We start from the raw sequence: 17,388 nt of genomic DNA on the forward strand, positions 1-17,388 counted from the left end.
GGGGAGGTCGCATGCTCGGAGTTAGCCGAGACGGTGACGTAGTGACCATCGAACTTCAGCGGGAGGAGCGGCGCAACGCGCTCAACCTCGAACTCGTCACGCTGCTGCGCGAGGCCGTCCTTGCCGCCGTTGCCGACGACGCACGGGTGATCGTGCTGACCGGGCGCGGCCCCATCTTCAGCGCGGGCGCGGATCTGTCCGGCGTCTATTCCGAGGAATTCCTCGCGGGCCTGATGGAAATGCTGCACACCATCGAGTCCAGCCCGGTGCCGGTGATCTCGGCGATCAACGGCGGCGCGATCGGCGCGGGCGTGCAGCTCGCGCTCGCCTCGGATCTGCGGGTGATCTCGCCGGACGCCTACATCGCGATTCCCGCGGCCAAGCTGGGCATCTCGGTGGACCGCTGGACGATGCGCAGGCTGGTTTCGCTGATCGGCGGCGGTCCGGCCAGGTCCATCCTGCTCGGCGCGGAGTCGATAACCGCGCCCGACGCCTACAACTTCGGCTTCGCCAACCGGCTCGGTTCGCTGGCCGACGCCCAGTCCTGGGCCAAGCAGATCGCCGAGCTCGCGCCACTGTCGTTGCGCCACATGAAGTTGGTGCTCAACGACGACGGCACCCGCGAGCCGGAGACCGCGCAGCAGCGCGCCGCCCTGGAGGCGGCGTGGACCAGCGCCGATGCGCAGGAGGGGCGGCTGGCCAGACAAGAGAAACGTCCCGCGAAATTCCTGGGGCGCTGATGAACATTCGACGTATCGCCGGTACGGCGGCGGGTGCGCTCGGCCTCACCTGGGTGGTCCGCGCGGCCTGGGGTATCCCGTCGGCGATGGGCGCGGGCATGTCCGCCATTCAGCCGTACGCGCGGGGCGCGACCACCTACCGCGACCGCAAGTTCCACAACACCGAGCCGAGCAGTCAGCTCGTCGCGGGAGCCGCACTGTCCCTGGTGCTTTCGACACTCACCAAGCGCAACCTCGGCCGTCCGCTCGGCGTGATCCCGTTGCAGACACCGCAGCTGCCGCCTGCGGCAGCGGAACTGGCGGTCACCTGGTACGGGCACGCCACCGCGTTGATCGAGATCGACGGCTATCGGGTGTTGACCGATCCGGTATGGAGCGAACGGGTTTCGCCGTCCGCGCTGGTCGGGCCGACCCGCATGCACCCGATGCCGGCCCCGCTGACGGACCTGCCCGCGCTGGACGCCGTGGTCATCTCGCACGACCACTACGACCACCTGGACAAGGACACCGTCCGGGAGCTGGTGCTGCGCCAGACGGCGCCGTTCCTGGTGCCGGTCGGCATCGGCGCGCACCTGCGGCACTGGGGTGTGCCGGAGCATCGGATCATCGAATTGGATTGGGGCGGTTCGGTCTCGCTGTCCGCGCTCGGCCGGGCGCACGAGGGCTCCGATCTGGTGCTCACCTGCACCGAGGCGCGGCACTTCTCCGGGCGCGGCCTGGTGCGCAACACCACGCTGTGGGCATCGTGGTCGATCATCGGGCCGACCAAGCGGGCGTACTTCGGTGGCGACACCGGCTACACCAAGGCCTTCGCGGAAGCCGGTGCCGCACTTGGCCCGTTCGATCTGACGCTGCTGCCGATCGGCGCCTACGACGAGCGGTGGCGCGATGTGCACATGAACCCGGAGGAAGCGGTCCGCGCGCACGCCGACCTGTGTGGCGACCCGGCCAACGGCCTGCTGGTGCCGATTCACTGGGCGACGTTCAATCTGGCCTTCCACGGCTGGTCGGAACCGGTGCGCCGGATGGTGGCGGCGGCCGAGGCGGCGGGCACGGCCATCGCGATTCCCATGCCCGGGCAGCGGGTCGACCCGGTCGGTGCCCCACCACGGGATTCGTGGTGGGAAGATGTGGGTTGAACATCCTGCTAGTGGGCTAGAGGAAGGAACGAACGCTATGAGCTTCGCGGACACTCTGAAGGGCCTCGTCGGCAAGGGCAAGGACGCGGCGGCCAAGAACGCCGACAAGATCAATGACGCCATCGACAAGGGCGGCGACTTCATCGACCAGAAGACGCAGGGCAAGTACTCGGACAAGATCGCCAAGGGCAAGGAAGCCGCCAAGAAGGTGGTCCCGCCGGATCAGCCGGGCGCGCCGGGTAACACCCCGGGCCAGCCGGGCCCGCAGGCCTGATGAGTGGCGGGGACCCGGCTTTTGTCGGTCCCCGCCGCTAAAATCGCTGGTATGGCGGCCCGCCGGGAGTTCGGTGGTATCGAGGTTGAGCTGAGCAACCTCGACAAGGTGCTGTATCCGGCCACCGGCACCACCAAAGGCGAAGTCATCGCCTACTATTCGGCGATCGCCCCCGCGATGCTTCCGCACATCGCCGGGCGCCCGGTCACCAGGAAGCGCTGGCCCAACGGGGTCGACGAGCCGTCCTTCTTCGAAAAGAATCTGCCCGCACACGCGCCGTCGTGGATCGAACGGCACACCATCCAGCACTCCGACCGCACGGTCACCTACCCGGTAATCAATTCCGAGGCCGGACTCGCCTGGCTCGGTCAGCAGGCGGCGCTGGAAGTCCATGTCCAGCAATGGCGTTTCAACGGGGACGAAGTGGGTCCGGCGACCCGGGTGGTTTTCGACCTCGACCCCGGCCCCGGCGCGGAACTGGCGGATTGCGCGCGCGTCGCGCTCGCGGTACGCGACATGATCGAGGACATCGGCCTGCACGCGTTCCCGGTGACCAGTGGCAGCAAGGGCATTCATATCTACGTCCCGCTGGACCGTGCGGTGCGCTCGAGCGGCGCGTCCACCGTGGCCAAACAGGTGGCCACGAATCTAGAACGGCTGCACCCGGATCTGGTCACCGCGACGATGGCGAAATCGGCGCGCGGCGGGAAGATCTTCCTCGACTGGAGCCAGAACAACGCGTCCAAGACGACCATCGCGCCGTACTCGCTGCGCGGCCGGGCGCAACCCAATGCGGCCGCGCCACGCGCGTGGAAGGAAATCGAGAACCGGAAGAAGCTGCGGCACTTGCGGTTCGACGAGGTACTTGCCCGCTGGCAGGACGACGGCGACCTGCTCGCCGACCTCGATCCGCCGCTGCCGAAGGGCAATACCGCGTCCGCGGAGTCCGGGGCCGACGCGCTGGCGAAGTATCGGTCGATGCGTGACCCGGCCCGGACGCCCGAGCCCGTTCCGGCCGACCGGCCCGCGCCGGGGGCGGGCAATCGCTACGTCGTGCAGGAACACCATGCGCGGCGGCTGCATTGGGATGTCCGGTTGGAACGGGGCGGGGTGCTGGTCTCCTGGGCCGTGCCGAAGGGACCGCCGACCTCCACGGATCAGAATCGGCTCGCCGTGCACACCGAGGACCATCCGCTGGAGTACCTGGATTTCCACGGCGCCATCCCGAAGGGGCAGTACGGCGCGGGGGAGATGACCATCTGGGATCACGGCACCTACGAGACCGAGAAGTGGCGCGACGACGAGGTGATCGTCCAATTCCACGGGGAACGGCTCAACGGGCGCTACGCGCTGATCCAGACCAACGGCAACCAGTGGCTGATGCACTTGATGCGGGAGCAGCGGACCGACGGAGCCGGTCCGAACGGCGCCGATAAGTCCACGAACGCACCGGGTAACGAGCCCAGCCGACCGTCCGGCCGGATCATCCGGGTGTCCAGCGGTCCGTCGCCGTTCCCGCGCGGGCTGTCGCCCATGCTGGCCACCCCCGGCGACGTCGCCGACCTGACGCCCGACGAATGGTGCTTCGAGACCAAGTGGGACGGCTTCCGGCTGATCGCTGAAATAGATTCCGGCACACTTACTTTGCGTAGTCGGCAGGGCATCGTGGTGAACAAGCGGTACCCGGGGATGGCGGTGCTCGCGGAGGAGTTGGCGGGGCACAATGTTGTCCTGGACGGTGAAGCGGTGGTGTTCGACGACCACGGCGTCGCCAATCTCGGTCTGCTGCAGGCCGATGCGGCACGCGCGGTATTCGTCGCCTTCGACGTGCTGTATCTGGACGGCACTTCGCTTGTCCGCAAACGGTATTCGGATCGCCGCCGAGTGCTGGAGGCACTTGCCGGGACCGCGCCCTCGATGGTCGTGCCGCCGCGGCTGGACGGTTCCGGCGCCGACGCGGTGCGCTACAGCCAGGAACACGGCATGGAAGGCGTCGTCGCCAAGCGCAAGGATTCGGTGTATCTGCCCGGCAAACGCGGGCATTCCTGGGTGAAGCAGCGCAACTGGCGCACCCAGGCGGTGGTCATCGGCGGCTGGCGGCGCAGCGACGCACGGAATTTCAAGTCACTGCTGGTCGGCATCCCGTACGAAGGCAGGCTGATCTATGTCGGCCGAGTCGGCACCGGATTCAATGACGCAGACATGCGGGAACTGGCCAAGCGGCTGAACAAATTGGAGCGCAAAACCAACCCGTTCGACAACAGCCTGACCGCCGAGGAACGCAAGGAAGCGGTCTGGGTGACCCCGAAAATCCCTGGCACGGTGCGCTTCATGAACTGGACCGAGACCGGGCGCCTGTGGCACCCGGCGTGGCTGGGCACCTCGGACTGATCGCCCGGACCGCACAACCAGAAGTGACCTAGCCGGTACCCGACAGGAGCGGGGTGACGGTGGCCAGGTCGGTGACGATGGTGTGGCCCTGGAATTCGAAGTCCGCGTAGGCGCGGGCCATCGCCTCCTTGTCGCGGCCGCCGACCGCGTCGCTGATGACGACCGGCACGAAGCCGAGGTCGGTGGAGTGGGTGACGGTGGGGGCGATGCCGATCTCCAGGGCGACACCGGCGATCGCGTAGGCGCCGATGTGCAGGTCGCGCAGCATGGCGGCGAGTGGGGTGCCTTCGAACGCCGACATCGACGTCTTGTCGAACACCACCTCGTCGCGGCGCGGCTGCAACTCGGGCACCAACTCGAACGCCGGTGTGTCGCGCTGCAGGATGAAGCGCACCTTGTCCACGGAATCGACCTGCTGCCAATTCATCGCCATGCGCAGCGCGAACGCGCCGCTCAACCGCTCGGGCAGGAAGAAGTGCCGCAGGAAGACCACGGGATAGCCGCCGCTGCGCGCCGCGTCCACCAGCTGGACCACTCGCTCGATGATTTCCGGCCCGTCCGGCAGTTGGCTGAGCACCCCGACCTGCATGTCGTAGACGATCACCGCCAGCCGGTCCGGCGCGCACACATCGGCGAGTCCTTCGGGAATGTCCAGTCCGTTGCCATGCCGCATGCTTCAGCTACTCCTCGTCGACGCACCTCGTCACCCGGGCGAACCTAACGTGAACCGGTTGCGCCAAGGGCACTTTCGACCACTGTACGGCGCAGTCGACCGGGGTCCGCCGGGCGACCACACCCGCCGGAGCGAATGCCAGGGTACGCCGCCGCCCGGCCGTACCGGACAACCGGCGGCGATGGGGCTGACCAGCATTGACCGTTGCTGCGGCCGGTATGGGTCAGTACCGTGGGTGGCCCCGAGGCCGAGTATGTCGGCGCAGAGTTGCGGTCGGCGCCCACCGACGCGCCTCGCCGGACAGGGGAGGCCCCATGCGCAGGATTCACCCAGCATCCGGTGGCGCGCCCCCGCTGGTCGGCCGAATGTGTCGTTCCGGCAACAAATTCGAGGCTTCGGCGAAACATCGGGCGAGTGCCGACAGGTTCGGCGACGAGCAAGGTAGGTTGCCTGCCATGGCGACTCCGGACGGAATCGGTAGGGGGACATCGCTCCTCGGCGGCGCGGCAACACCGCGAACACCTGTTCGGCGCATCGGCACGGCGCTAGCGCGCGCCGGATCGTCGGCGGTCGTCGCGGCGGCACTGGTCCTGGTGTCCGCGCTCATCGTGGCACCCGGCAGCGCGCGGGCCCAGGTGCCGCCGCCCGACGCCGATCCGTTCTACGCGGCACCCGCCGACCTTGATTCCTATGCCGAGGGCGCGATCGTGGACTCCCGCCCGATCGCATTGTTCGGTCTACCGCTGCCCATTTCGACGTGGCAGGTGAAGTATCGGAGCACCGACGCGGGCGGCAGGGCGATACCCGTCGTGGCCACCGTCATGGTCCCGATGCTGCCCTGGCTCGGCCCCGGGCCCCGTCCGCTGCTCTCGTACCAGATCGCCGAGGACAGTCTCGGCACCCGATGCGCGCCGTCGTACGCGCTGCGCGGCGGCGGCGATCCCGGCGGCGCCCAGGCCTGGATCGACACCCCGTTCATGGCCGACGCGCTTCGCCGCGGCTGGGCCGTGGTGACCAGCGACTACGAGGGTCCGCAGTCCCGGTTCCTCGACGGCGTCAATTCCGGCCGCGGCGTGCTCGACGGCATCCGAGCCGCCCGTGACCTGCCCGCCGCGGGGCTGGGCCCGGCGACTCCGATAGCCGCCTGGGGATATTCGGGCGGCGCCTTCGCCACCCTGTGGGCAGCGCAGATGCAGCCGCAGTACGCGCCCGACGTCCGTTTCGCGGGCATCGCCGCAGGAGGTGTCCCGTCGAACTGGCCCGCGATCGCGCAGCACGTGGACGGCACCATGCAGGCGGGCTTGGCCATGCTCATCCTCATCGCGGCCGCTCGGGACAATCCGGATGCCGGAATCATGGAGCTGCTCAACGACCGCGGCCGCGCGATGCTGGCCGCCGACAGCGCCGCCTGTGGTCCCGATCTGGTCGCCAAGTACGTCAACGCTCGCGTCGACGACTACTCCAGCGTTCCGAACTTGCTGTCGCATCCCAACTTTCGGGCCGCAACCGACCCGCACGAACTGGGCAGCCCGGCGCCGAGAATTCCGATGTACCTGTATCACAGCACTACCGACGACGTGGTTCCGGTAGCCGGATTCACCGACGTGCTCGGCCGCTACTGCGCCCAGGGCGCCGACATCACCTCCGTGCACTCCGCGCTGCCCGGCCACAACCCCGCCGCGGTCGGCGAAGCCCTCGGCGCCATGTCCTACCTCGCGGACCGGGTCGCGGGCGTGCCGATCGCGCCCGGCTGCCGCCCGCGGTAGCGCGCACGAAACACCCTGGCGCGCAGACAGAAACGCGGCGCGCACCGAATCGTTGGGATTCGGTGCGCGCCGCGTCAGAACGTGCGCGTCAGTTCCTCGGACGGCCGGTGTCGTCCATCCACTTGGTGGTCCCAGGGGGCGCGGTGAGGGTGCTGATCAGATCGATCCCCGCGATGATCAACGTCGGGCCGCCCGCCACGATGGTGCCGATGATGCCGCCGACGGCCGCACCCGCCAGCACACTCGCGATCACGGTCGGGCCGCCGACGATGCCGGTCAGGCCGACCAACGCGCCGATCACCGTGCCGATGAAACCGCCTACCGCGGTGGCGATTCCGAACTGCGACAGGAACGCTTCCTGCGCGCGCTGGTTCTCGTACGGCGAGGCGATCGGTGTCGCCGGGGCCGGGCGCGCCTGGGCGACGTCCTTGACCACGGTCAGTTCCAGCACCCGGCCCGCGTCGCGCACCGCGTGCGGTAGTGGGTACTCCAGCCCGTCCTGTCGGAACGCCAGCGGCATGGTGACCACCGTGTTCCCGGCCTCGTCTTTGATGTCGACAGCGCTGCCAGCCACGTCGAACGATCCACCGGTCAGCGTGGTGATGATTTTGTCTCCCACCAGCTTTGCCTCGTAGCCGATGTCGGCCGTCGGCCCGGCGGTGGGCTGTGCTTGGGAGGTGCCCGCGCCGACCGCGACCGCGGCGACGAGAGGCACGACGGCCGCAGTGATCTTGCGGAGAATCATTCGGATGTTCCAATCTTCATCAGGTTTCAAGCATTGGAGAACGCCGCGCGTGTCCGATTTCCTTCCCCCACTGCAGCGCGCGGCCGTGATGTGATCAAAAGAACAGCTACTCCGCAGATAACTCTACCTCGCTGGCCTGCCGTTCGACCCTAATAATAGGGGGTATTTATCCTTTTAAAGACCACGAGTCATGTTATAGCGCTTGGCTATACGTGACGCGAGCAGCATGTAGGACACCGTGCCGCCCTACTGTGGCCACGGCTTCGCCCGATCGACCGCGCCGGATCGGCGCCCGCCGATGGCACCCGCGGCGGCATCGCCCAGGCCCGCAGCAACCATCCAGCCGCCCACTCGAAACGACAAGTACGTGACTGGATGTCGTGCCTACGGCAGGAGAAGGCCGAGCGTGCAGGCGCCGCCGCAGACTACGACGACTACCGCCAGCGCCACCGCGTCGCGGCGTCCGGGCGAACCGGGGTGCGCGGTGAGTTCGCCGGTGCCCCCGCGCGCGGTGATCGCCTCACCGAGTTCGCCTGCGCGGCGGGTGGATACAGCCATGGCGGCGGTGAGGATATCGATGAGCGGATTCTCGGTGGCAAGGTAGAGGAGGTTGTCCTTGGGGCGCAGTTTGCGCGCCGCGCGCAGCACCCGGATCTCCTCCATCAGTAGCGGAAGCCCGCGCAAGGTGAGGGCGACGACGACAGCCCATTCATCCACCGGCGCACCGAGTTTGCGTAGCGGGGCACCGAGTTTGGCCAGTGCGGGCGCGATTTCGCTCATCGGCGTCGTCCAGGCGACGAGGAACGATGCGGCGAGAATGACCAGGCCGAATACCGCCACCTGGGCATAGCGCAGCACGGCGTGGCCGCCGACCGGCACGTTGATCAGCGCCCCGGCCGCCAGTAACGCCCAGAACCACCAGGGCAGGCGCGGCAGGGTGCCGAGTGGCAGCCGGGCGACCACCCCGATGAGCACCAGGAACGCCACCATGATTCCCAGCACCGGCCAGGTGGGCAGGAACATCAGCAGCAGACTGATCACAAACGCGGCGATCATCTTGGTACCCGCCCACAGAGCGTGCACCGGACTCGCCACCGGGACCCGGCGAAACAGCACCAAGCTCATGATCGACCTCCACGGTCGAGCCGCCACGCGGCATCGCCCGGCGGTCGCAGCGGTGCGGCCGGACGTGAATCCTGTTTGTGCGCGGGGCTTTCGCGGACAGCGGTGGCGTCGGGCACCGCGTCGGCGGCCGGTATCCGTCCGGCCCGCAGGTGCACCGTTCGATCGCACACTGTCGCCATGTCCTCGACATCGTGCGAGATGACGATCAACGTCAGCCCGGAATCACGCAGCCGCGCAAGCAGTTCCACGATGTCCGCGCGCCCTTCCGGGTCGAGCCCGGCCAGCGGCTCGTCCAGCACCACCACCTGCGGGTGGCTGGCCACGATCGCGGCGAGCACCACCCGCTTGGCCTGTCCGCCACTGAGGCTTTCGATGGAGCGCGCGGCGAGCGAGCGATCCAACCCCACCGCGTCCAGCGCCCGCCCGACCGCGCCGGACCCGGTGGCCCGGCCGCCCCAGTCCGCGATCTCCGCGCCGACCGTCTGCTTCTGTAGTTGCAGCCGAGAGTGCTGGAATGCCAACTCGACTCGGCCGATCTGCTGGGTCACCGACTTACCCGCCAGTTCGCACCGGCCGGAACTCGGTGCGATCAACCCGGCCATGATCCAGGCGAGCGTGGACTTGCCCGACCCGTTGCCGCCGACAACGAGCAACGCCTCACCGCGCCGCACCGACAGGTCGACCGAATGCAAAGCCGCTGCCTCCCAGGGAGTTCCGCGATTGTAGGTGTACTGGACGGCGTGCAGCTCGAGGATCGTGTCGCCCATCGGCCTGCGCCGTGCGTCCCGTACCGGTCGCGGCCAGGCCGGTAACCGCTCGACGGCGCGTCCATCCGCCAGGTGCACCACCCGGCCCGCCGCGGCCGCGTCGGCCTCGTGGTGAGTGACCAGTACCACGGCCATCGAGTGCCGTTTCGGCAGTGCCGCAAGCAGTTCGACGAGCTCGCGCCGTCCCACCGGATCGATCATCGAGGTGGCCTCGTCGGCAATGAGCAACGCGGGTTTCCTGGCGAGTGCCGCGGCGACCGCGAGGCGCTGCTGTTGTCCGCCGGACAGGGTCGCGGTTTCCTTGTCGCCCATGCCGTCCAAGCCCACTTCACCGAGCAAGGCGTCGACATCGACCTCGGCGGCGAGTTCCGGCGGCAACCCCCACACCACATCGTCGGCGACGAGCACGCCGAGGGTCTGGCTCTCCGGTCGCTGCAAGACCAGCGCGGTGCCACCGAGATGGCCGAGCCCCGCGGAGCCGGGTCGTTCCACCATTCCCGCGGTCGGCGGCAGCCCGGCGAGCAGCCGGGTCAGCGTGGACTTTCCCGAGCCGTTGTGCCCGACCACCGCGACGAACTCACCGACATCGACCGTGAGGTCGATATCGCACAGTGCGTCGCGCACGGCACCGGGATAGCGGAAGCCTGCGCCGCGCAAGGTCACCGGCAACGGCGCGATCGGCCGATCGTCCGGCGGTGCGTCGAGCCGGTCGTGACCGGGCAGCCAGGCCAGCCGATCCAGCACCGAGCCGAGCACGAACCAGGAGAACAGCGCGGTCACCACCATGCCCGAGGCGACGCCGCCGCCGACCCAGGCCCACCACCAGCGCAGCACGGAATCGGTGAAATCGGCGGCCGCGCGTCCGAGCGGTTCGAGCTGTTGCTGGCGTGCCGCGAGGTCCTGGATGCCGCGCGAAAGGTTGCGGATGTTGTCGAACAGCAGATTCCGCCCCGCCGAGAACAACTGCAGCAGCCCGACGGCGAAGCAGGCCCAGGCCAGACCGGCGAGCGTGGAAAGCCCGAGTACCGCGACGAACCCGCCGCCGCGCCGTTTGGTCGTGCCGATGATGCCCGCGACCGTCGCCGTCGCCAGCAACCCGGTGGTCGGCACCAGGCCCGCCGCGACAAAGGTGACCAGCGTCGCCGCGATGGCGGCGGTGACCACGGCGCGCAGCCGGTAGCGGTGCGCGATCAAACCCATCGGCACCGCGGCGACCAGGTTCAGCGCGGCGGCGAACGGAAGCACCGAGCCCAGGGTGACCAACCCGACGGTGGCACCGCCAAGCACCGCGCCGACGGCCAGCTCGATCGGTCGCAGCGGCCCGTGTTCGGCCGTGCCGTCAGCTATCGGGCGTCCAGTCACGGCACAAGTCTGCCAGGGCGGTCGGGTCCGGACTCGTCGGTGGGAGTCAGGCGGCGGGGGTCAGCGTGTAGTCGTCGGGATCGAGCTTGCGAATCCGGCGGCGGTAGCTGGCCGGTGAGCCGGGCCAGTTGTTGGTGATGCGGCCCGAGGCGTTGCGGTACCAGCTGGAGCAGAAGTTCCATGGGGTGCGGCTGAGCCGGTGTTGCAGGGCCGCGTTGAACTGTTCCTCCTGCTCCGCGCGAACCTCGAGACAGTGGCCGGGGCGTTCGCCGAGCAGTTCGACGGCCTGCCGGATATAGCGGGCCTGCGATTCGATCATGTAGATGATCGAGCCGACACCCAGATTGGTGTTCGGGCCGTAGACCAGGAACATATTCGGAAAGTCCGGCACCGCGATGCCGTAGTAGGCGTGGGCGCCCTCGGCCCATGCGTCGGACAGTTTGCGGCCCGTGCGGCCGTAGATGTTCATCGGCCAGAGGAATTCGGTGCCCTTGAAACCGGTGCCGTAGATGATCACGTCCACCTCGTGCACGGTGCCGTCGGCGGTGCGCACGCCCTCGGGCAGCACCTCGGTGATCGCGGTGGTCTCGACCCGCACATTCGGTTGCGTCAACGCGGGGTAGTAGTCGTTCGAGAACAGCCCACGTTTGCAGCCGATCGGATAGTCGGGGGTGAGCTTGGCCCGCAATGCCGGATCGGGCACCTGCTTGCGCAGATGCCGGTCGGCGATCTTCGCCACCAGCCGCGCCACGGCCGGGAATTCGACCAGCCCGAGCGACACGAACTCGGCGATCGCCCACCAGCCGAATCGCTCGACCAGCAGCGCGCCGGGCAGCCGGGCGAACACTTTGTGCTGGATCGGCGAGTAGTCGGTGTCGAACTTGGGGACCACCCAGGCAGGCGTGCGCTGGAACAGGGTGAGCTCGGCGACCTTCGGCTGGATCTCCGGGATGTACTGGATGGCGCTGGCACCGGTGCCGATGCAGGCGACGCGCTTGCCGTCGAGGTCGACGTCGTGGTTCCACTCGGCGGAGTGGAATGCCGGACCGGCGAAGCTGTCGACGCCGGGGATATTCGGCAGCGCGGGCCGCGACAGCTGGCCCACCGCCGAGATCAGGACGTCCACGGTCCTGGCGGTCCCGTCCGCGGTGCGTACCGTCCAGCGGCCGGACGCGTCGTCGAACTCCGCGTCGGTCACCTCGACGCCGAACCGGATGGCGTCGTAGACGCCATTGCGCTCGGCGACCCCGCGCAGATAGGCGTGGATGGCGTCGCGCCCGGAGTAGCGCTGCGGCCAGTCCGGTTTCGGCTCGAACGAGAACGAGTACAGCGGGGACGGCACGTCGCAGGCCGCGCCGGGATAGGTGTTCTCCCGCCACACCCCGCCGAGATCGGCGGCTCGCTCCAGGATGGTGACGTCGTCGAAACCATTGCGGCGCAATTCGATCGCCATACCGACGCCGCCGAAACCGGCGCCGATGATGAGGACCGATGGCCGGTTACCCGCTGTCATGTGACACTCCTCACGAGCCCGAAGATAAGTCCACTCTAGGGGGCGGACGTTCGTTCGATCGAGAAATTCGGCCATAGGCTTTGCGAGCGCGGATGCGCGAGGCCGCTTGGAGCGCTTGCAAGCGCGGATGCGCGAGGCCGCATACTGTCCGCTGTGCAGCGGGTGCAGGATCCGGGAATCCGCGACTGGAACTTTCCGCGCGGGATAGCCAGCGTGGCGCTGATGGTCGGCTACGCGGCCGAGCACGGCGTGCCCGCTGGCCGGATGCTCGCCGGAACCGGGTTGACCGAGCCGTTGCTGCGTGACCCGGACGCCCAGATCGACGCGCACATCGAACTCGCGGTGATTCGTAATCTGGTTCGCGAACTCGCCGACCGTCCCGCGCTCGGCGTGGAGATCGGTCGCCGCTATCGGATCACCACCTTCGGCATCTTCGGGTTCGCCTGCGTCAGCAGCCCGACCCTCGGCGAGGCGATCTCGTTCGCGCTGCGATATCTGGAGTTGAGTTTCACCTTCTGCCTGCCGGTCGCCGAGTGGCGCGAGGGGGAGTTCGTCGCCTGGGTGCACGACGAGCTGATCCCGGCCGATGTGCGGCAGTTCCTGGTCGAACGGGATGTCACCGCCATGCATCAGGTGATGAGTGATCTCCTCGGCAGGCAGCTGCCGCTCGCCAGGGCCGAATTCCGTTTTCCGGAACCGGCATACGCCGATCGGATCGAGGAGGTCACGGTGGTGCGCCCGCGCTTCGGGCAGCCGCGCAACCTGTTCGCCATCGACCCGGCGGTACTGGATCAGCCGCTCCCGCAGGCGAACGAACAGACCTGGGCGATGTGCCTGGCCCAGTGCCGGGATCTGGTGCACCGCCGCCGTGCCCGCACCGGCATCGCCGCCGAGGTGCGCGAACTCCTGGTGCCCGGCGGCGCCGACGGATTCACCGTGCCGCCCGGAATCGACTCTGTCGCACGTGATCTCAATATGAGCACGCGCACGCTGCGCCGTCACCTCGATGCCGCGGGTACCAGCTACCGTGCGTTACTCGACGAGGTGCGTCGCGCACTGGCCGAGGAAATGCTTACCGCCACACCGCTTTCGGTGAGCGACGTCGCGATCCGGCTCGGTTACGCGGAATCCTCGACGTTCATCTACGCGTTCAAGCGCTGGACCGGTGCGACGCCCGCCGCCTATCGCCGCGAACGAGCCGTGCGGCGCTGACAACGGTCGCTCGGGTCAGCCGCCCTCGCCGCGGCCGCTTCTGCTGCCCGCGTAGGCGAATTCACGGACCCGGCCGACAACCTTCGGCAGCAACTCCACCCCGTCCGGGTGATTGAGCATCGGATCGAAGTAGTCCGTCCGGTGTTCGCTGGATTCCGAGAGCCGCAGGGTCAGTTCGGCGAGCCGCACCGGTGGCCCGGTGACCCCGCTCGCCGACAGCTCGAACGAGACCGGATGCTCCTGTAGATGCTCGTTCATCGCCGCCAGGGATGCGGAGGTGGGCTGGCCGGTGTCGGGTTCGGCGAACAACCACCTCGGCCCGGACTTTCCGATCCGGTACGGCATCAGGCTGCCGTACTCGGCTCGGACCCAGCCGCGGGCGGGGGTGATCAGGAACCGGCTCAGCAGTCCGCGACCGGTGGTCGCCAGCGCGAAATCCCACGGTTCGTCATGGCGATCGAGCACCCGGAAGGCGAAACCGAGCACATCGGGCAGGCCGCCCGGCGTGCCGGTTCCCTTCGACAGGCGCGCGATGACGGCGCGTTCACCGGTGCCGAACAGGTGCTCGAACTCGCTTTCGGCGTGCAAGCGGCCGGATAGGTGCACGCCGTCGGGATGAAAGACCCTGGCATGCCGCAGCCTGGCCCCGGCGGAGAACGCGGTGCGAACTGCTGACGCGGCTAGATCGGTCATCGGAGTTCCTTCGCATCGAGGGGAACCGTCACCCCTCGACTGCCCCGGCCCGGTGTGGATAAACGGCCGCTCGCGCGCCGACAGGTCAGTTCGGCGGAATGCCGAGCCAGCCGCTCATCGGCACGCTGCGGAAATGCGTTGTCAGGCTGTGCTTCTCATCGATCAAGTGCAACGCGACGGCGGGATCTGGGGCGTAATCCATCACGTGGTCGGGCAGGTCGAGTTCCCACGCGCCGCCGAGAACCGACGCGGTACTCGGCGCGACCAGCAAGGGACGCCCCGCGAAGGTCGTCGTCGCGGGGGAGTGTGCGTGCCCAGTGAGCACTGCGACAATGCGCTGGTCGCTGGAGACCAGTTCGGCGAGCTTCTCCGGCTCCTGTAGTGCGATCTCGTCGACTACCGGGCTGAACAGGTGCGCCGGCGGATGATGCAGCGCGAGCAGCACCGGTTTGTCGGCCGGTGCCGTGGCGAGCACGCCGTGCAGCCAGGTATAGGTTTCGTCGGCGAGCCGCCCGCTCGGCTCACCGGGAATGCTCGAATCCAGCAGGGCGACGGTCAGATCGCCGACCCGGTGGGCGTGGTTGATCGGTGCGGTCGAGGCGGCTTCACCGAGCAGCGTGCTGCGGAACGCGGCGCGGTCGTCATGATTGCCGGGGATGGCGTACACCGGGATGTCGACGTCGAAGGCGAGCCGGGCCTCGGCGTACTGCTCCGGCTTGCCGGAATCGGTGACGTCACCGGTCACCAGGATCGCGTCCGGCTTGTGCCGCAGGCCGGCCAGAAACGCCATGACCTGCTCGACTCGTTCGGCGTTGCGGGCGCCGAGATCGAAATGTGTGTCGCTGACCTGAGCCACCAGGATCATCGGCGTTCGCTTTCTCTGTGGGATCGCTCCGTTGCGTCAGAGTGTGCCCGCCTCCCGTGCGCGGCACCTGATAAGGCTAGTTGACCTGGGCGTTACGCGTCGCCATGAGGCTCACCACCAGCGAAAACCTGCACACTGGTCTGTGTTTACGGTCACTGGGCCTGTTCGCCGACGAGCTCGGACAAGGTCTGCAACGACCGCAGAAAGGCGCGCCGGTCCGCCGGGGGCAGTTGGGCGAGCAGGCGGTCCTCCTGTTCCTGGATGTCGCGCTGTGTGCGATCGCGCAGGCTCCGTCCGGCCTGTGTCACCGACACCAGGTTGACCCGGCGGTCCGCCGGGTCGGGTTCGCGCCGGATCAGCCCGCGTTGCTGCAGCTCATCCAGTACGCCGATGATGCGGGTCTTGTCCGCGCCGATCGCCTTGGCCAGTGCCGCCTGCGTGTACACCGGCTCCTTGCCGAGGCCGAGCAGCACGGAGTAGCCCCACATCGACAGCCCATGTCGTTCGAGCACGGGCAGTTCCGCCGCCATCAGCGCCCGGATGAGCGGCGCGATCATCGCGGCGAGATCGGGACGACGAGCTTCCGGCATGGATAGAAAATACTGCTTGATAGATGATAAGCAGGCGCATACGATAAGCGCGTACACATCATTTCGCGATCGAGCAGAGAGAAGCCATTGATGGCCACTGAATCGGATACCGGCGCGGAACTGCGCACCTTCGACGCGGTGATGAGCGCCGTCGACCTCGTCGCGTTGAACGCGCAGGCCGTGCGAACGAGCATCGACCTGGTGGACCACGCCACCAACGCGGATCTGAGCAAGCCGACGCCATGCGCCGATTGGACGCTGCACGGACTGCTGACCCACATGATCGCCCAGCACTACGGATTCGCCGCGGCTTCTCGTGGCGACGGCAATCCCGACCTGTGGAAATCACGCCCGTTGGGTGCGGACCCGGTGCGGAGTTATCGCGACGCCGCCGAGCACGTCATCGCGGCGTTCGCCGAGCCGGGCGTGCTCGACCGGAAGTTTCCGCTGCCGGAGTTCAGCACCGACTTCCAGTTCTCCGGGACGCAGGCGTTGAGCTTCCACTTCATCGACTACGTCGTGCATTCCTGGGATGTGGCAAAGACTTTGGGACTGGCGGTGCACTTCGACGCGGAACTGCTCGACGCGGCGTTGCCGGTGGCACAAATCGTCCCAGGCGGTGATACCCGAGTCGCCCCCGGTGCCGCGTTCGGTCCGGTGGTGCCGTCGTCCAGCACGGATCGGCTCGACCAGATCGTCGCGATGCTCGGCCGGTCACCGGAGTGGCCACGCTGACTAGTCGATCCGGCGGAGCAATTCGTCGGCTCGGTGCAGCATCTCGCCGGGTTCGTGCGGCTCGGGCTGGATCGGCCGCCAGAACGCCGCGTCGGGTGTCGCCTCGACGGCGAGCTCGGGTGGGGTGCGCCAGTCCGCGGCCAGGCCGAGTCGCCACGAATGCAGGTATGTTCGCTCGGCCGCGCCGGTCTTGTCGAAGAGCGGGTCGCCGACGATGGGATGGCCGATCCAGGCCAGCTGCACGCGAATCTGGTGGCGGCGGCCGGTGATCGGGCGCAATACCAGCACCGCGTGCTCGGCGCGGCGGAGCACCGTCGCGAACTCGGTGCGGGACGGGTAGTTCTTGGTGGCGAGCAGATCGACGTCCTCGACGAACCAGCGGTCCCCTTCGCGGCGAATACTCTCCCGGGGGGCCGCGATGCGCACGCGATTCTTGCGTCCGACGCTGAGCGGCAGGTCGAGCACACCGGTATCGGGCAGTTCGGCCGACGCGACGACCGCGAGGTAGGCCTTTTCCGCGGTCTGTTTGTTGAACTGCCTGGTCAGCTGGCCGTGCGCGGCGAGTTCCTTGGCGAACAGCACCAGCCCGGAGGTCACCTTGTCGATCCGGTGCACCGGGTAGAGCGTCTCGCCCGCCGCGGCCGCCAGTTCGACGAGATCGGTGTCGTGCCGCTCACCGGTCACGGAGATGCCCGCGGGCTTGTGCAACGCCAGAATCGCGTCGTCCTCCTCGACGAGGAACCGTGCGCGCAACTCCGACCAGTCCATTTCCACTGGCACGAGCTTAGGGCGAGCTAT

At 68.1% G+C, this 17,388-nt stretch carries 16 protein-coding genes; 7 read left to right on the forward strand and 9 right to left on the reverse strand.

The genetic code is table 11. The annotated features are described in order from the left end of the window. Positions 1-11 precede the first annotated feature (11 nt). From KV110_RS04115 to KV110_RS04130, 4 genes are read left to right on the forward strand one after another with little or no spacing between them, the layout of a single operon-like run. Positions 12-740, forward strand: a complete 729-nt coding sequence (locus KV110_RS04115) for an enoyl-CoA hydratase (protein ID WP_218473576.1) — start codon at positions 12-14, stop codon at positions 738-740. Beyond that, complete coding sequence (locus KV110_RS04120; RefSeq protein ID WP_218473577.1) at positions 740-1,879, forward strand: MBL fold metallo-hydrolase; 1,140 nt, start codon at positions 740-742, stop codon at positions 1,877-1,879. The genes KV110_RS04115 and KV110_RS04120 overlap by 1 nt, the downstream gene beginning before the upstream one ends. Before the next feature lie 37 nt (positions 1,880-1,916). Beyond that, positions 1,917-2,153 carry an antitoxin gene (locus KV110_RS04125; RefSeq protein ID WP_218473579.1) on the forward strand — a complete coding sequence of 79 codons (237 nt, stop codon included), beginning with the start codon at positions 1,917-1,919 and terminating at the stop codon, positions 2,151-2,153. Between the two features lie 51 nt (positions 2,154-2,204). After that, complete coding sequence (locus tag KV110_RS04130) at positions 2,205-4,544, forward strand: ATP-dependent DNA ligase (RefSeq protein WP_218473580.1); 2,340 nt, start codon at positions 2,205-2,207, stop codon at positions 4,542-4,544. A 28-nt stretch (positions 4,545-4,572) separates the two neighbouring features. Here KV110_RS04130 and KV110_RS04135 read toward each other — a convergent pair whose 3' ends face one another. Next, positions 4,573-5,217 (reverse strand): cysteine hydrolase family protein, encoded by a 645-nt coding sequence (locus KV110_RS04135; RefSeq protein ID WP_218473582.1) that lies wholly within the window; start codon positions 5,215-5,217, stop codon positions 4,573-4,575. Positions 5,218-5,672: 455 nt separating this feature from the next. Here KV110_RS04135 and KV110_RS04140 point away from each other — a divergent pair, with 455 nt between their 5' ends. Continuing rightward, positions 5,673-6,983 carry a lipase family protein gene (locus tag KV110_RS04140; RefSeq protein WP_218473584.1) on the forward strand — a complete coding sequence of 437 codons (1,311 nt, stop codon included), beginning with the start codon at positions 5,673-5,675 and terminating at the stop codon, positions 6,981-6,983. Between the two features lie 88 nt (positions 6,984-7,071). Here KV110_RS04140 and KV110_RS04145 read toward each other — a convergent pair whose 3' ends face one another. From KV110_RS04145 to KV110_RS04160, 4 genes are all read right to left on the reverse strand, one after another. After that, on the reverse strand, positions 7,072-7,728 hold the full coding sequence (locus tag KV110_RS04145; protein ID WP_218473585.1) for a DUF8020 domain-containing protein: 657 nt from the start codon (positions 7,726-7,728) through the stop codon (positions 7,072-7,074). Positions 7,729-8,112: 384 nt separating this feature from the next. After that, positions 8,113-8,853, reverse strand: a complete 741-nt coding sequence (locus KV110_RS04150; protein ID WP_218473587.1) for an energy-coupling factor transporter transmembrane component T family protein — start codon at positions 8,851-8,853, stop codon at positions 8,113-8,115. After that, entirely contained in the window at positions 8,850-10,982 is a 2,133-nt protein-coding gene (locus KV110_RS04155; protein ID WP_218473588.1) for an ABC transporter ATP-binding protein, read from the reverse strand. The genes KV110_RS04150 and KV110_RS04155 overlap by 4 nt, the downstream gene beginning before the upstream one ends. Before the next feature lie 46 nt (positions 10,983-11,028). Then, the gene (locus KV110_RS04160; protein WP_218473590.1) at positions 11,029-12,495 is read right to left on the reverse strand and encodes a flavin-containing monooxygenase; all 1,467 of its coding nucleotides are present in this window, start codon (positions 12,493-12,495) and stop codon (positions 11,029-11,031) included. Between the two features lie 153 nt (positions 12,496-12,648). Between KV110_RS04160 and KV110_RS04165 the strand changes: the two genes are divergently transcribed. Further along, entirely contained in the window at positions 12,649-13,707 is a 1,059-nt protein-coding gene (locus tag KV110_RS04165) for an AraC family transcriptional regulator (RefSeq protein WP_246634340.1), read from the forward strand. Positions 13,708-13,722: 15 nt separating this feature from the next. Here KV110_RS04165 and KV110_RS04170 read toward each other — a convergent pair whose 3' ends face one another. The 3 genes from KV110_RS04170 to KV110_RS04180 all read right to left on the reverse strand — a co-directional run bounded on the left by KV110_RS04170 (position 13,723) and on the right by KV110_RS04180 (position 15,855). Beyond that, a complete protein-coding gene (locus KV110_RS04170; RefSeq protein WP_218473592.1) occupies positions 13,723-14,400 on the reverse strand; it encodes a phosphodiesterase in 678 nt (225 codons plus the stop codon). An 85-nt stretch (positions 14,401-14,485) separates the two neighbouring features. Further along, positions 14,486-15,265 carry a metallophosphoesterase gene (locus KV110_RS04175; protein WP_218473594.1) on the reverse strand — a complete coding sequence of 260 codons (780 nt, stop codon included), beginning with the start codon at positions 15,263-15,265 and terminating at the stop codon, positions 14,486-14,488. Positions 15,266-15,417: 152 nt separating this feature from the next. Next, complete coding sequence (locus tag KV110_RS04180; protein ID WP_218473595.1) at positions 15,418-15,855, reverse strand: MarR family winged helix-turn-helix transcriptional regulator; 438 nt, start codon at positions 15,853-15,855, stop codon at positions 15,418-15,420. A 90-nt stretch (positions 15,856-15,945) separates the two neighbouring features. Here KV110_RS04180 and KV110_RS04185 point away from each other — a divergent pair, with 90 nt between their 5' ends. Further along, positions 15,946-16,590: a TIGR03086 family metal-binding protein gene (locus KV110_RS04185; protein WP_218473597.1), complete on the forward strand. Its 645-nt coding sequence runs from the start codon at positions 15,946-15,948 to the stop codon at positions 16,588-16,590. On the opposite strand, the gene KV110_RS04190 is transcribed toward KV110_RS04185, so the two are convergent. After that, positions 16,591-17,358 (reverse strand): RluA family pseudouridine synthase, encoded by a 768-nt coding sequence (locus tag KV110_RS04190; protein ID WP_246634680.1) that lies wholly within the window; start codon positions 17,356-17,358, stop codon positions 16,591-16,593. Positions 17,359-17,388 lie beyond the last annotated feature (30 nt).

Source organism: Nocardia iowensis (assembly GCF_019222765.1).
Lineage (GTDB): Bacteria > Actinomycetota > Actinomycetes > Mycobacteriales > Mycobacteriaceae > Nocardia > Nocardia iowensis.

What these genes read in the sequence shown, in the direction of transcription:
- KV110_RS04125 (WP_218473579.1), top strand. Translation starts at nt 1,917, where the DNA reads ATGAGCTTCGCGGACACTCTGAAGGGCCTCGTCGGCAAGGGCAAGGAC.
- KV110_RS04160 (WP_218473590.1), bottom strand. Translation starts at nt 12,495, where the DNA reads ATGACAGCGGGTAACCGGCCATCGGTCCTCATCATCGGCGCCGGTTTC.
- KV110_RS04150 (WP_218473587.1), bottom strand. Translation starts at nt 8,853, where the DNA reads ATGAGCTTGGTGCTGTTTCGCCGGGTCCCGGTGGCGAGTCCGGTGCAC.
- KV110_RS04180 (WP_218473595.1), bottom strand. Translation starts at nt 15,855, where the DNA reads ATGCCGGAAGCTCGTCGTCCCGATCTCGCCGCGATGATCGCGCCGCTC.
- KV110_RS04175 (WP_218473594.1), bottom strand. Translation starts at nt 15,265, where the DNA reads ATGATCCTGGTGGCTCAGGTCAGCGACACACATTTCGATCTCGGCGCC.
- KV110_RS04145 (WP_218473585.1), bottom strand. Translation starts at nt 7,728, where the DNA reads ATGATTCTCCGCAAGATCACTGCGGCCGTCGTGCCTCTCGTCGCCGCG.
- KV110_RS04190 (WP_246634680.1), bottom strand. Translation starts at nt 17,358, where the DNA reads ATGGACTGGTCGGAGTTGCGCGCACGGTTCCTCGTCGAGGAGGACGAC.
- KV110_RS04135 (WP_218473582.1), bottom strand. Translation starts at nt 5,217, where the DNA reads ATGCGGCATGGCAACGGACTGGACATTCCCGAAGGACTCGCCGATGTG.
- KV110_RS04170 (WP_218473592.1), bottom strand. Translation starts at nt 14,400, where the DNA reads ATGACCGATCTAGCCGCGTCAGCAGTTCGCACCGCGTTCTCCGCCGGG.
- KV110_RS04120 (WP_218473577.1), top strand. Translation starts at nt 740, where the DNA reads ATGAACATTCGACGTATCGCCGGTACGGCGGCGGGTGCGCTCGGCCTC.
- KV110_RS04185 (WP_218473597.1), top strand. Translation starts at nt 15,946, where the DNA reads ATGGCCACTGAATCGGATACCGGCGCGGAACTGCGCACCTTCGACGCG.
- KV110_RS04115 (WP_218473576.1), top strand. Translation starts at nt 12, where the DNA reads ATGCTCGGAGTTAGCCGAGACGGTGACGTAGTGACCATCGAACTTCAG.
- KV110_RS04130 (WP_218473580.1), top strand. Translation starts at nt 2,205, where the DNA reads ATGGCGGCCCGCCGGGAGTTCGGTGGTATCGAGGTTGAGCTGAGCAAC.
- KV110_RS04140 (WP_218473584.1), top strand. Translation starts at nt 5,673, where the DNA reads ATGGCGACTCCGGACGGAATCGGTAGGGGGACATCGCTCCTCGGCGGC.